General features: G+C 61.2%; 16 protein-coding genes. 6 read left to right on the top strand and 10 right to left on the bottom strand.

The features are described 5' to 3' along the window. Positions 1-7: 7 nt before the first annotated feature. Complete coding sequence (locus tag NOR97_RS14150; RefSeq protein ID WP_257599500.1) at positions 8-760, top strand: class I SAM-dependent methyltransferase; 753 nt, start codon at positions 8-10, stop codon at positions 758-760. A 161-nt stretch (positions 761-921) separates the two neighbouring features. Here the strand turns inward: NOR97_RS14150 and rpsO are convergent, their stop codons facing one another. From rpsO to rbfA, 6 genes are all read right to left on the bottom strand, one after another. Next, positions 922-1,191, bottom strand: coding sequence for a 30S ribosomal protein S15 (gene rpsO / locus NOR97_RS14145; RefSeq protein WP_152459381.1), 270 nt, complete (start codon positions 1,189-1,191; stop codon positions 922-924). 143 nt (positions 1,192-1,334) lie between these two features. Next, positions 1,335-2,348 (bottom strand): calcium-binding protein, encoded by a 1,014-nt coding sequence (locus tag NOR97_RS21170; RefSeq protein ID WP_306977554.1) that lies wholly within the window; start codon positions 2,346-2,348, stop codon positions 1,335-1,337. Positions 2,349-2,442: 94 nt separating this feature from the next. Further along, entirely contained in the window at positions 2,443-2,946 is a 504-nt protein-coding gene (locus NOR97_RS14130) for a DUF1643 domain-containing protein (protein ID WP_170346689.1), read from the bottom strand. Positions 2,947-2,967: 21 nt separating this feature from the next. After that, a complete protein-coding gene (truB, locus tag NOR97_RS14125) occupies positions 2,968-3,873 on the bottom strand; it encodes a tRNA pseudouridine(55) synthase TruB (protein WP_257599499.1) in 906 nt (301 codons plus the stop codon). A gap of 60 nt (positions 3,874-3,933) precedes the next feature. Then, positions 3,934-4,671, bottom strand: a complete 738-nt coding sequence (locus tag NOR97_RS14120) for a phosphodiester glycosidase family protein (protein ID WP_257599498.1) — start codon at positions 4,669-4,671, stop codon at positions 3,934-3,936. Beyond that, positions 4,668-5,063: a 30S ribosome-binding factor RbfA gene (rbfA, locus tag NOR97_RS14115; protein WP_152459376.1), complete on the bottom strand. Its 396-nt coding sequence runs from the start codon at positions 5,061-5,063 to the stop codon at positions 4,668-4,670. The genes NOR97_RS14120 and rbfA overlap by 4 nt, the downstream gene beginning before the upstream one ends. 91 nt (positions 5,064-5,154) lie before the next feature. Here rbfA and dapB point away from each other — a divergent pair, with 91 nt between their 5' ends. After that, positions 5,155-5,964, top strand: a complete 810-nt coding sequence (dapB, locus tag NOR97_RS14110) for a 4-hydroxy-tetrahydrodipicolinate reductase (protein ID WP_257599496.1) — start codon at positions 5,155-5,157, stop codon at positions 5,962-5,964. 39 nt (positions 5,965-6,003) lie between these two features. Next, positions 6,004-6,687 carry a DUF2306 domain-containing protein gene (locus NOR97_RS14105; protein WP_257599495.1) on the top strand — a complete coding sequence of 228 codons (684 nt, stop codon included), beginning with the start codon at positions 6,004-6,006 and terminating at the stop codon, positions 6,685-6,687. Here the strand turns inward: NOR97_RS14105 and NOR97_RS14100 are convergent. Genes NOR97_RS14100 through NOR97_RS14090 form a run of 3 tightly spaced genes read right to left on the bottom strand, consistent with a single transcriptional unit; the run spans position 6,674 to position 9,062 of the window. After that, positions 6,674-7,342, bottom strand: coding sequence for an ureidoglycolate lyase (locus NOR97_RS14100; protein ID WP_257599494.1), 669 nt, complete (start codon positions 7,340-7,342; stop codon positions 6,674-6,676). The genes NOR97_RS14105 and NOR97_RS14100 overlap by 14 nt on opposite strands. Continuing rightward, positions 7,339-7,929 (bottom strand): HD domain-containing protein, encoded by a 591-nt coding sequence (locus NOR97_RS14095; RefSeq protein WP_257599493.1) that lies wholly within the window; start codon positions 7,927-7,929, stop codon positions 7,339-7,341. The genes NOR97_RS14100 and NOR97_RS14095 overlap by 4 nt, the downstream gene beginning before the upstream one ends. Next, on the bottom strand, positions 7,926-9,062 hold the full coding sequence (locus NOR97_RS14090; protein ID WP_171616979.1) for a TauD/TfdA family dioxygenase: 1,137 nt from the start codon (positions 9,060-9,062) through the stop codon (positions 7,926-7,928). The genes NOR97_RS14095 and NOR97_RS14090 overlap by 4 nt, the downstream gene beginning before the upstream one ends. Before the next feature lie 99 nt (positions 9,063-9,161). Here NOR97_RS14090 and NOR97_RS14085 point away from each other — a divergent pair, with 99 nt between their 5' ends. Further along, a complete protein-coding gene (locus tag NOR97_RS14085) occupies positions 9,162-10,016 on the top strand; it encodes a LysR family transcriptional regulator (protein ID WP_257599492.1) in 855 nt (284 codons plus the stop codon). Positions 10,017-10,020: 4 nt separating this feature from the next. Here the strand turns inward: NOR97_RS14085 and NOR97_RS14080 are convergent, their stop codons facing one another. Further along, on the bottom strand, positions 10,021-10,203 hold the full coding sequence (locus tag NOR97_RS14080; protein WP_152459369.1) for a DUF1674 domain-containing protein: 183 nt from the start codon (positions 10,201-10,203) through the stop codon (positions 10,021-10,023). An 88-nt stretch (positions 10,204-10,291) separates the two neighbouring features. On the opposite strand from NOR97_RS14080, the gene NOR97_RS14075 reads away from it, so the two are divergent. Continuing rightward, a complete protein-coding gene (locus NOR97_RS14075) occupies positions 10,292-11,551 on the top strand; it encodes an RsmB/NOP family class I SAM-dependent RNA methyltransferase (RefSeq protein WP_257599491.1) in 1,260 nt (419 codons plus the stop codon). 90 nt (positions 11,552-11,641) lie between these two features. Further along, positions 11,642-13,381, top strand: a complete 1,740-nt coding sequence (locus NOR97_RS14070) for a heparinase II/III family protein (protein WP_257599490.1) — start codon at positions 11,642-11,644, stop codon at positions 13,379-13,381. Positions 13,382-13,394: the final 13 nt, after the last annotated feature.

The raw sequence follows: 13,394 nt of genomic DNA, 5'->3' as shown, positions 1-13,394 counted from the left end.
GGAACAAGTGTCAATTGTTGATGTCCTGGCTGCGCGCCTGATCGAAGATGTCAAATCCAATGACCTGTCAGGAAGCTTTCTGATGCTGGGGCGGCAGGATTGGATCGGTGCGCGCCGGTCTACGTCCGCCGCATTGTTCAGGGAAACCTTGCAGAAATACCTGCCCGGAGTGGCCGAAGCTGACCTTCGCAACCCGGATGATGGATACTCGGAAACATTCTTTCGAAAACTTGGATTCTCGGAAGTGGATTCGCTGGATTTTTCGGACTTCGAAGGTGCGAGCATCGTTCAGGATCTCGCGGGGGATTTGCCTGAAAATCTGGTTGGTCGGTTTGACGTTATCTATGACGGTGGAACCTGCGAGCACGTGTTCGATTTGCCGACCGCCTACCGGAACATTGACAAGATGCTGAAGCCCGGGGGTGTGTTTATCGCACATTCGCCATCGAACAACTGGATCAATCACGGCTTCTATCAGATTTGCCCAGAGATCGTGTACGGCTTTTGGGTAAACGCCATGAACTATGAGGCTCTGAAATGCGTGTGGCAGCCATTGAGGCCATACGCTGCTCGTGACGTGGTGAAAATGACGGACCCCAACAAGACAAAGAAACGTCCGCGACCGCTGGGAACTTTTGGTCCGGGATTGCCTGTTCTTCTGGATTATGTGGTTCGAAAACCTGTTGCCGGCACCAAGACAAGTGCAAGTGTGTCGCAAAGTGACTATGCCACGCGTTGGGAAAACACGCAGAAAGCCTAAAACCAAGTGCCGCAACGGACATTCCCTGACCGTCGGGGAATGTCCAGCTGCTCTGGCAAGTTAAGGGGGGTATCGCTTGCGGTGGATCCAACGGAAAACGCCCGCCGGTTGGCGGGCGTTGAACCGGAATACCCGGTTTCAGGTCATCTGCAAAAAAGCGTTTAGCGGCGGATGCCCAGCTTTTTGATCAGGTCCTGGTAACGTGCTTCTTCTTTGCCTTTCAGATAGTCCAGCAGCTTACGGCGCTGGGCAACCATCTTCAGCAGACCGCGACGACCGTGGTTGTCTTTCTTGTGGGTCTTGAAGTGCTCGGTCAAAGTGGTGATGCGCGAGGTCAGGATGGCAACCTGTACTTCAGGCGAACCGGTGTCGCCCTCTTTGGTTGCGAATTCTTTCATGACGCGTGCTTTTTCTTCAGCAGTAATCGACATCGGGGTCTCCTTCAAAGGTTAGAGTTGATGGCGCAGGCCGGGATGTCGTCCAGCACAGGCCCATGGAGAAAACCGCACCGATTCCGATGCGGATGGGCGCGTATAGGCGCATTTTCACCAAATGGCAAAGGGAATTTGCGGGATCAGACCATCTGCCCGTACTGGGCCAGTTGCGCTTCGGTGATCAATTGAATGTCGGCCACCGACATACCTTCGGCCCCGTATACCTGCGCCACTTCCTGACCGTTGATCATGACCCGCGTCAGGTTGGCGTTTTCCGCGTCGGGTTCCACCTCAATCTCCGGGTCGGCCTCATCCTCCCAGGTGACAAGCAGCTTGTCCTCGCCGGGTTGGAAGCCCATGACGGTGACGTCTTCGTCACCCGGGCTCAGCACGATGTCATCGGCGCCCTGCCCACCGGTCACCACATCCCCGCCGCCTGCCACAATGGTGTCGTCACCGTCGCCGCCGTTCAGGAAATCCTTTTCGGCTGCGCCCTCTTCGATGCCAAAGACAAAGTCGTCGCCGTCGCCGCCAAAGACCGTATCTTCACCTGCGCCACCGTTCAGCGCATCGTCTCCGAACCCGCCCTGCAACGCGTCATCATCGGCCCCGCCCATCAGAGTATCGTCACCCTGACCGCCGTAAAGCTCGTCTTCGCCTTCGCCGCCATCCAGGGTGTCGTCCCCGAAATGGCCGAACAGGGCGTCGTCCCCCTGATTGCCGAACAGAAAGTCGTCATCCGCCTCTCCGTGCAGAACATCATCACCCTGACCGCCCGCAATCGTGTCCGTACCGTCGCCCCCGTGCAGAACGTCGTCGCCCTGGCCGCCGTCGATGGTGTCATCGCCGCCAAACCCGTTGATCTGGTCAACACCGTCCTGACCGGTGATCTGGTCCGGGCCATCGCTGCCGGCAATCACGAGATCTCCTTCGAATTCAGAGATTACGGTTCCAGTGGATGGGGTTTCGATGTCGGGGTTTACCGGGTCTTCGACGTTTTCGCCAATCTCAAGAAACTCTCCGGTGTCGGGTTCAGTTTCTGCGTCATCATTGGGGTCGTCCTCTGATACGTCCTCGTCTTCGATTAGCATGTCGCTCATCGCGTACGCGGCACCGCCGATGGCGGCGAGTCCGATCAATCCGGCCAGAAACATGACACCTCTCCGATCGCAGAATGCTCCGAGGGTGAACATCCCACGCAATCGGCGGTCGGGTCAAAGTCAAGTTATTGAAATGGTTAATACTTAATCACCATTGCTCGGGCTGTTGGCTGTAGGCGATATAAAGCGGGTGCTTGGGGTGGCCGTCTTTGGTCAAGCCCAGATGGAACAGCGGCTGGCCGGTCCGGCGCAGCAGGGTTTCCACCGCCGGGCCCCGGTCCAGATGCGCACCATGGGTGCCCCAGGCGGCGATGACCTGATCGGCCCACCGAACACCTTCCAGAATGGCGGCGTCATTTTCCGGGCCTACCGGATCGGCAGCGGCACGCATCTTGCGCGGATCGGTGTCGCGCCAGGCAAAGATGTTGGTCACCTGAAACGCGCCGAACCCCAGCGCCCGGGCACGGCGTTCGCAGCGTTCCACCGTCGGGTCGTTCTGCACTTCGGTCGCGGTAGACGGGTTCAACATGACAAACAGCGCCTTGCGCCCTGCAGGGTCCCACACACGGGTCAGGCTATAGCGGTATTTCTCGCAGTCGGAATAGATGGCGGTCGAGGGCGCATCGCCCTTGGTGTGCGTTCGGGTGATCATGCTTTTCGCCTAACACGTGGTTCAGGCGGCGAACACCCGGCTGGGATGCAATTCGCCCGATTTGTAAACCCCCACGGCCACGGCCTTGCCATCCAGCGAGGCCCATGCCTCGTCGCCGTATTCAACATCCGAGGCCAACACCATACCCGGGTTGCCATTGCGCAGGCGGGTTGCACCTTCGGGGGTGCATTTGAGCTCGGGCAGGTCCGACAGGCCGGCTTCCAGCGGGTGCAGATAGTCGTCCAGCGCCGTGGTCTTTGCCATTTCGTCGATCTGTTCGATGCTCAACCCGTCTTCGGCCTCGAACGGTCCGGACCAGATCCGGCGCAGTTCCCGGACGTGGCCGTGGCATCCCATCGCTTCACCCAGATCGCGGGCGATCGAGCGGACATATCCGCCCTTGCCGCAGGTCATCTCCAGCACCACGTGATCTGCGTCGGGGCGGTCGACAAGGATCAGTTCCTCGACCCAAAGGGGCCGTGCTGTCAGTTCAACGTCTTCGCCATCGCGGGCCAGTTTATAGGCGCGCTGGCCGTCGATTTTCACGGCGGAAAACTTGGGCGGGACCTGCATGATGTCGCCCAGAAACGGGGTCAACGCCTGCTTGATGTCTTCATCTGACGGACGCGCATCGCTTTCGGCAATCACTTCGCCCTCGGCATCGTCAGTGTTGGTGGCCTGACCCAGACGGACAGTGAAGGTGTAAGCCTTCAAAGCATCCGTGATGTAGGGAACGGTCTTGGTCGCCTCACCAAGGGCCACGGCCAGAACGCCGGTGGCCTCGGGGTCCAGCGTGCCCGCATGGCCTGCCTTCTTGGCATCCATCGCCCAGCGCACCTTGTTGACCACGGCGGTCGACGTCATGCCCGCGGGCTTGTCCACCACCAGCCAGCCGGAAATGTCGCGACCCTTGCGTTTGCGTCCCATAAAGCACCTTCAATCTTGCTGAGGCGCGCGACCTAGCGGATCGCCATCGCCCTGTCAATTTCAAGGTGCGTCTTCGACCACACCCACGATCGGTCCCAGCGAAAACCCGACATCGGACCGATTGTTCGCGCGGTCATACATGCGAGAGATATTGCCGTCGAAGAACAGCGCATTCGGAGTTTCCAGCACGTCCCCGAACAGGCGGCCGAATTCGTGGAATGTGACGTAATCTTCGGAAATCGCAAACACCGCCCGGGTGCCATCGGCGCTGGTGCCCACCCCGTTGCGCACATAGTGCGAGGTCGAATCGGGCAGGAACCGGGGATGCAACTCGCCATCGATCACCAGCATCGGGCCGGATTGGCTGGCGAACCGGCAGTCGGGGGCCTGATCGAGGAAATCCAGCGTCTCGAACACATCAGCCCGGCCCTCGCGGATGCAGAACACGCCGTTGGGCAGCAGGCCGAAATTGCCGGGGCCGGGGTTGGAGATCACCCGCATGACCTCTTTGCCGTTCTCGACATAATGGCCGACGGGCGACCGGTCATCGTGATACATGCCCGCGTTCATGGCAAAGGCCAGACGCTTGCCGCCGGGGGCCAGCGCCTCGTTCACCGACGAGAAATGCCCCAGCAGATCCCCGTTTTCGTCGTTGAGAAACAGGCGCAGGTCTTCGTTTGCCGCGTCGACTTCGCAGACGGTATAGCGCTTGTCATCATAGGTCAGCTTTTCGCAAGTGACCGCAGAGGCTTGCGCGGCCCAGACAACCGCTCCCAATGTGACAAGTGCCCGGATCACTCGTCCAGATCGCGGCGCACCGCGTCCTGTTCGAACATGCGGCGGGTGTCGTCCAGACGGTCGAACGTGTCATCAAGGCGGAACCGCAGATCGGGCGAGAATTTCAGGCCGACCTTCTTGCCAACCATGCGCCGAAGTTCACTTTTGTTGCGGGCGAGCAGATCGATCACGTCCTCCTGCCCCTTGCCGCCCAAGGGCAGCACATAGGCGGTGGCGATCTTCAGATCGGGCGAGGTGCGTACCTCACCCACTGTGATCGACATGCGGTTCAGGTCGGGGTCGTGGACATCTCCGCGCGCCAGAACCTCGGACAGGGTGCGGCGGATCAGTTCGCCGACGCGCAGCTGTCGTTGGGACGGGCCGGGGCCATCGTGGAATTTGTTCTTTGCCATAATCCCCGATCTAAGCGCAAACCGGGGCTTTGCCAAGCGGGCGCGAACGGGGTAGGAGGCTTTGAGCAGTTTGCAGCAAGGGAATACCGCCATGACCCATATTCCGGGGATCGTCATCACAGGGGCTTCGGGCCGTATGGGGCAGATGCTGATCAACACCGTAAACGACAGTGATCAGGCGCGTCTGGTCGGCGTGGTCGAGCGCACGGGGCATGACTGGGTCGGTCAGGATGTGGGCGAAGCCATGGGTGGCCAGGCGCTGGGCGTCAAAGTTACCGATGACCCGCTGGAAGCCTTCGCGCAGGCACAGGCGGTGATCGATTTCACCGCACCCGAGGCGACGCTGGGCTTTGCCGCTTTGGCCGCGCAGGCGCGTTGCGTGCATGTAATCGGGACAACCGGCATGACGGATGAGCAGATCGCCGCGCTGGAACCGGCCTCGCGCCACGCGGTGATCGTGCGGGCAGGGAACATGAGCCTTGGCGTCAATCTGCTGGTGCAACTGACCAAGAAAGTCGCGGCTGCACTGGATGAGGATTTTGATATCGAAATCATCGAAGGGCATCACCATCACAAGGTGGACGCACCATCCGGCACTGCTCTGATGTTGGGCGAGGCCGCTGCCGAGGGACGCGGCGTCAAACTGTCGGAGGTGTCCGACCGGGGTCGCGACGGCATCACCGGTCCCCGCAAACGCGGAGATATCGGTTTTCATGCCATACGTGGCGGCGACATCGTTGGTGAACATGACGTCCTGTTTGCCGCACCCGGAGAGCGCATCGTCCTGCGTCATCTGGCCAGCGACCGCGCGATTTTTGCCCGTGGTGCGCTGAAGGCGGCGCTGTGGGGGCAGGGGAAGGCGCCGGGCCAATATGACATGGTGGATGTGCTGGGGCTGTGAGCCATAGACGAAGCGGTCGCCGACGCTAAGCTTTGATTCATGAGGATTCGGCGCTCTGGACTGGCAACCGGCATTTTGCTTGCGGTGTTCTACCTGACACTGCTGCCTTTCGTTGCGCATGGCGTTGGAATGATCGGCGATGGCCTGTCGCAGGACGCCGCCCGGCGCAGCTATCTGTTCGCTGATGGCGAGAATGTCGGCAATGCCGCGATGTTGGTGCACATTCTGGCAGGTAGTTTTCTGGTCGTACTCGTCCCGCTTCAACTGCTGAAGGGGCTGCGGCTCAAGTACAATCGGTTTCACCGCGTGATGGGAGCCTGTCTGGTGGCGCTGGCATTGATCACCGGGCTGGCAGGCATGAGTTATATTCCCCTGCGCGGAACCATCGGCGGGCCGCTGATGTCTGCCGCCTTCTTTCTGTACGGGCTGTGTCTTTTCACGGCCGCGCTGATGGTGGCGCGCAGGGCTTTGGAAGGGGATCGCGCAGGACATTGGGCATGGGGATTGCGGCTGTTCTGGCTGGCGCTTGGATCCTGGCTTTACCGCGTGCATTACACATTGTGGTATCTGCTGACCGGCGGGTGGGGGTCAGAGCCCGATTTCTCGGGCCTGTTCGATCTGATTCAGAATTTCGCGTTCTTTGTACCGTATCTGCTGGTCGTACAAATCTGGATCGCCCGCAACCGTGCCACTCATCAAAATGCCCTGGTCACAGGTTCCTGATCTTGTCGGCCCGCAGGGGACACGCGAGGTAGACGCCGAATTCTGTGCCGATATCCGCGCTGACCCGCGCGTGAACGGCTCCTTGTCGGTCAAGGAAGCGCTGGTTGTCCTCAACCGGGAAAATCCCTTCGTGCCATATGCCGGGATGGATATAGAGCCCCCTTGATCCGTCACACCAGAATGCGACCATCTTTTCCGGCGTCAGATTGTCGCCGGGCAGGGCCACAGGCACGATGAAGGGCTTGTTGTCCAGCGGCCAGAACATCTGCCCGCCGTCGGGGTGATAGTTCATATGCCACAGCAACACTTGATCCCGCGGTGCTGTTTTCCGGTCGGTTTGTGCCTGTTGGGGGTCGGCGGACCAACCCAGCACGTAATGGCCTTTGACCGCCTCGTTCTCACCGTAAAGCACGTCACCCTGCCAATCGCATTTGAACGTGCCTTCAACCCAGCCGCCTTCGTCACCCGTGCCGTCGTCAATCGGTCGCCAGCCCTGCTGCGGCCAGCGTACGATCTCGATTTCAAAGGTTTCGGGGTCGTCGACCAAACAGCCGTACCCCCTAACCGTGCTGTCCGTCGCCCGGATCAGGGGAACCTCGTGCCACGGCAGGGATGGCTTGGAACTGGCCTCGAAGATGTACTCGGGCGCCGTCATGATGCCCCCAGGTGTTTGTCGACCATGCGCTGCACCATCGGTGCGAAATGGGCGAAATCCGGTGTCTCCATATCCGCCCGTTTGCCGGCCTCATCCAGATACCGGACCTGAATGATCTCTTTCAGGTTCGGATTGGATTCGAAGGCGGCGACTTCTTCGGCGCTCATCGGGCCGCCTTGCAGTTCCAAGGTATGGACCGAGGCGGCAGAAAGGCGGATGAAATATTCGGGCTTGGTGGCGCAGAGATACCGTTTGGCGGCCACGTGATATCGACAGCAATCGGTGATGACCGAAGGGAAGAACTGCTCCAGAACCTCAGCACCCGCATCCTCGTGGTGGCGGTCTTCGGTATCATCGGGGTGGTAGGTCCCGAATTCGGACGTGAAATGGCCGATATCATGCAACAATGCGCCGACGATGATCTCTTCAGGCTGGCCGTTCTGTTCGGCGATGGTGGCGCCTTGCAGCATGTGCTGGGCCATGGTGACGGGTTCGCCCAGATATTCCTCACCGCCGCGGCGTTCGAAGATATCCCCGATGAAGGCGACGATATTGTCCCGGTTCAGGGTCGAGAAATCGGGCTTCATTCCGCCGCCTCCGGCTGCGTCATCTCCATCGCCGCCAGTGTGGACAGCAGCCCGTCCTTGTCGGCATAGCATCCCTGCAACCAGCGCGAACCGGCACCGGAATAGCCCAGCCGTGCATGCAGGACACGGGTGTTGTCGACGATGAAGCTTTCACCCGGCTCCAGTTTGAACGACACGCCCATGGCCGGGTCGTCGATGATCTCGCCCAATTGGCGGTAAGCCGCGTAATAGGCTTCCATCCTGTCGAAAGGCACGTCCACGAAAGGCGCTGAGGAACGGTTGTTGAAGCGGATGCCAACCAGTTCGCCATCCGGCGACAATTCGATCATCGGACGGCGGGACCGCAGGCAGACACCGTCAGACCCCTTGTATTCAAACCGTGCCGGGTAGCCTGCCAGCAGCGCAAAACCTTCGGGGTTCTGCGCACGCAGCTTTTCGGCAGCGCGAAAGCCGTCGACCACGATCGAGTCGCCCCCTTCGGCGCTGTTTTCCAGACAATAGAGGATTTGCAGCGTCGGCACAGGGTCGCGATAGGGGTTGTCGGTGTGGGCCTGCAAGCCAAGCCCGGTATAGGCGAGGTTGGTCGGGTTCACTTCCGTCCGAACCTCGAAATAAGGGCCATAGTTGGTTTCGCGGACATAGCCGAACAGGTCGGCCACTTTCAAAAGCGACTCTGGTTCGGTTGGCCCGCCCGTCAGCTTGGCAAAGCCGTAACTCGCCACAGACGCCAGCCAGCTGCGTTTGGCCGCAGGGCTGGCATGAACCTCGTTCCAGTCGCCAGAGGGTGCGGCGATCCCGCCTTCCCAGGTGATGATGCCGGGGCCGGTGCGGCCCAGCGTGTCGTCCCGTTCGCAATCATAGTTGTGTTCGGCCAGCCATTCGGCCGGGAAAGTAACGGTTTTGTCTTCGGGCTGGAACGTGACCTGAAGGCCGCCCGCGACAACCTCGGCTGAACTGACCGAGATGTCAGCAGGGATATCGCCGATGGTGATCAGCCGCTGGCCGTTGCCCGGGGCCCGGGTTTCCGGGTCCAGCGCGTTGTCGCGCAACCAGACGGCGTGAAAGCGGGCTTGCGTTCCTGTGTCGAACGCGACGGTGACGACCGAAGTGTCATGGGTGGCGGTGCGCAGCATTTGGGGTCTCCTGTTCGGCGCGAGCTTTGGTTGAGCAGATACGCTTTTCATGGCATTACGACAATTAATCCTTATTTCGGCTGAGGCTTGGAAAATCTAATGGCTAAGAAAAGGATCGGGCTACCGCCACTGGACTGGCTGCGCGTGTTCGAGGCCGCCGGGCGTCTTGGTGGGTTCTCGGCAGCAGCCAAGGAGTTCGGGCTGACGCAGGCCGCTGTCAGCCAGCGGATCGGCAACCTCGAAGCCTGGCTGGGCCGATCCTTGTTCGTGCGCGAGGCGCGGGGCGTGTCACTGACGGTCGAAGGTGAAAGCTATCTGCCCTTGGTGCAGGACAGCCTTCGCGCGCTGGAGCGCAATACCGAGGACCTGTTTGGCAAATCCCCGCGCGAGCTGCGCGTGGCCGGCTTGTCGTCGAACATCCACGCACTGGTTCTGCCTGCGCTGACCCGGTTTCACGAGATGCAGCCAGAGGTTCGGGTGATGACCGACTCGGTCGCGCGCCGGTCGTCTTTGGACGAAGAACGAACCTGGCTGCAAATCCGATATGGTCGGGGCATCTGGGCCGGGCGTGATGCCGCCCTGATCGCGCCTGAGGTCCTTGCCCCCATGGCACCGCCGGGTGTCGACTGGGGCGCTCCATTGATTGACCTGCGCGGAGAACGCCCCGGCTGGAGAGAATGGAGCCAGAAAAACGGCCAGCTGGACCTGCCGCAATCAAAAATCAGCTTTGATTCGATGGAACATGCGATTTCGGCTGCGCGGCGCGGCATGGGTGTGGTTTTGGGATCTGTTCCCTTGGCCCTTGCCGACCTGCAAGAGGGGCGGTTGCGGCGGCTGGACTTACCCGAATTGCACACCAAAGACGGGTACTGGCTGACCTGGCCTGAAGACCGGGCGAAGTCCAGAAAACAGCGTGCCCTGATCGAGGATTTCCTGAATGCGCTGCGTGGTTGACCGTTCAGAAATCGATGGCGATGCCCTTCTTTTCCCAGTCACCGTAACGGGCCGGGTCCGGTCCGTCCCGGCCACCCAGCTCTTTCGGCAATTCCCGGGCCTCGGCTTTGGCTTTGCGGCGGCGTTCTTCCGCTTCTGCCAGGGCGCGCTGGGCGGCGGGGGGCAAGTCTTTGCGGTCGTCACTCATGACATCGGGTTCCTTTCCTTGCGCAGTCTTGATATACGCCCGCGTCCGCCATTGGCAATGCGGACGCAGGTCACATGAAGGCGGTACCATGTCTAACAGCGCGACAGCAGCACGGCGCAGCGCAATCTATCTTCTGGATCAGGTTCTGGGCGAAGGTCGCCTGCTGGCCGAGTGTCTGGCGGCGGGCGCAGTGGATCGCTTGGAACCCGAGGATCGCGCGCGTGCCCAGCGACTGGCGTTGGAAACACTGCGTGGGCTGGAACGGGCCGACCGCCTGCTGGCCAACCACCTGAACCGAACACCCGCTCTGACGGTTCACAACGCGCTGAGAATGGGTGCGGTCGAGCTTTGCAACGGCGAAGCCGCCCATGGCGTCGTCAATTCCATGGTCGAGATCGTCAGCCGTTCGCGCAAGCATGGTCGCCTCAAGGGGTTGGTGAATGCCGTTCTGCGCAAGGTTGCGGCAGAAGGCCCCGAGGCGTGGCCGAAGATGCGCGTTCCGCGTTTGCCGGACTGGTTGCGTGAACCGCTGATCGCAGCGTGGGGCACGGATGCCGTTACCGGAATCGAGCAGGCACATTTCGCGGGCGCGGCATTGGACCTTACCTTGAAACCCGGGGCGGAAGGCCCTTCAGGCGAGATCCTTCCGACCGGGTCGGTGCGGTTGCACGATGCGGGTCAGGTCTCGACCCTGCCGGGGTACAAGGCCGGAGACTGGTGGGTGCAGGATGCGGCAGCCGCATTGCCGGTTCGCATTCTGGCCCCGAAGGCGGGCCAGAAAGTTCTGGATCTGTGTGCGGCGCCGGGTGGGAAAACGATGCAGCTTGTGGCCGCAGGGGCTGATGTCACGGCACTAGACGTGTCGGACTCACGGATGGAACGGGTGCGCGAGAACCTTGCAAGGACCGGCCTTAGGGCGAAGGTCATCGTGGGCGATGCGCTGGAACACGAAGACCGGTACGACGCGATCCTGCTGGACGCGCCGTGCTCGGCCACGGGTACGATTCGCAGGCATCCTGACTTGCCGTTTGCCAAGGACGGTTCGGAATTCGGCGGCCTGATCGAGCTCCAGTCGCGCATGTTGGCCCACGCGTGGGGCTTGCTCAAACCCGGTGGGCGTCTGGTCTATTGCACGTGTTCCCTGCTGCCGGACGAGGGCGAAGTTCAGGTGGAAGAGGCGCTGGACATGTATCCTGGCATGAGCGCGGATCGCGACGCGCTGAAAGTACCCGGTGTTGAAACGGATTGGATCACTGAAGAAGGCGGCATGCGATTGCGCCCCGATTATTGGCCGGATCGGGGCGGTATGGACGGGTTCTATATCGCGTGCCTGACCAAATCCGTCTGAACACACGCTTTTCGATGACTTGACGATCGGCGCGGTCTATCGTTGGGTCTCAAGCGCCAGCAGAGCGCAAGGGGCAGAGTAACACGCGTCATGTCGAAATCAGACACCATGACCAGCCGGTGGATGCGGTTTCAGAACCGTTTCTATGCGCGCCTGAGCCAGCGGCAGAAGGCGGTCACAGGGTTTGTTGCGCAACCGGATCCGCGCTCGGTGGGTTCGTTTGCACGTGGGCGGCAACTGGTTGCCGGAAACCTGTTGTTCGCAGGCTATCTGGTCGAGGCCGAAGATACAGGGCTTTGGGACGTCACCGCCCCCAGTGCCGGATTTGACGAAGAACGTCACGGTTTTGCCTGGCTGGATGATCTGGCTGCGGTCGGAGACATGCGTGCGCGGGAAAAGGCGCAGCGCTGGGTCTGGGGATGGATCGAGGCGCACGGGCGCGGGCAAGGGCCTGGCTGGGTGCCTGATCTGACCGGACGACGGGTGATGCGCTGGATCAACCACGCGCTTTTTCTGCTGCGAGGGGCGGATGAAAAACAAAGCAAGCTGTTTTTCCGCTCGCTTGCCCAACAGACATGGTTTCTGTCCAAACGCTGGCATGCCGCGACCCCGGGTCTGCCCCGGTTCGAGGCGCTGGCTGGGCTGGTACAGGCCGGGCTGGCGCTGGAGGGGCTGGAGCACATGGCCGACCCGGCCCTGCGCGCCCTGGCCGGAGAATGTGACCGTCAGGTCGACGCGCAAGGCGGCATTCCAACACGTAATCCGGAAGAACTGCTCGAGGTCTTCACATTGCTCAGCTGGACATCGGCGGCGCTGAGCGATCTTGGGCGCGGCACGCCTGCCGCTCAGGCCAATGCGATCAAACGGATCGCGCCGACCCTGCGCAGCCTGCGCCACGCGGACGGGGCCTTGGCACGGTTCCATGGTGGCGGGCGCGGTGTCGAGGGACGTCTGGAACAGGCTCTTGCGCAAAGCGGCGTCAAACATAAGGCGGCAACCGAATTGCCGATGGGCTATGCCCGGCTGGCAGCCGCACGCACCACGGTGATCGTGGATGCCAGTGTGCCGCCTTCCGGAGCGGCCTCGTACAATGCGCATGCCTCTACTCTGGCGTTCGAGTTGACCTCGGGGCGGCGGCCGCTGATCGTGAACTGCGGGTCGGGGGCCAGTTTCGGGCTGGAATGGCGCCGCGCCGGACGGGCGACGCCGTCGCACTCGACGCTTTGCCTGGATGGGTTCTCAAGCGCCCGGCTGGCCAGCCCGGTGCCGGGGCGTGAAGCTCAGGCGCTGGTTGACGCACCGCAAGAGGTGCCCGTTGATTTCGAGGATGCGTTCGAGGGCATCCGCTTTATGGCCGGGCATGATGGATACGCAAAGGTCTTTGGCCTGACCCATGCGCGTACATTCGAATTGCGATTTGACGGTCGGGAACTGACCGTTGAGGATATTCTGCTGACCGCGACCGACAAGGCGAAGCGACAGTTTGACAAGGCGATGGATGCTTCGGGCCTCAGAGGCATCGGCTATGACATCCGGTTTCACCTGCATCCGGATGTCGATGCGGCGCTGGATTTGGGCGGTGCGGCGGTGTCGATGGCGCTCAAAAGCGGTGAAATCTGGGTTTTCCGCCATGATGGCGTTGGAAAATTGTCCGTCGAGCCAAGCGTTTACCTTGAAAAAGGGCGTTTAAAGCCACGCGCGACAAAACAGATCGTTCTATCCGGGCGCGCAATGGAGTATGCGACGCGCACCCGGTGGACTCTGAGCAAGGCACAGGACACAGCCTATGCCGTGCGCGATACGCACCGGGACGAGCCCGAGTTAGACTGACGCCAAAAGGACC

This window comes from Ruegeria sp. YS9 (assembly GCF_024628725.1).
GTDB lineage: Bacteria > Pseudomonadota > Alphaproteobacteria > Rhodobacterales > Rhodobacteraceae > Ruegeria > Ruegeria atlantica_C.
The sequence above is the reverse complement of the archived record's forward strand: the minus strand, read 5'-3'. Positions and strand labels throughout refer to the sequence as shown.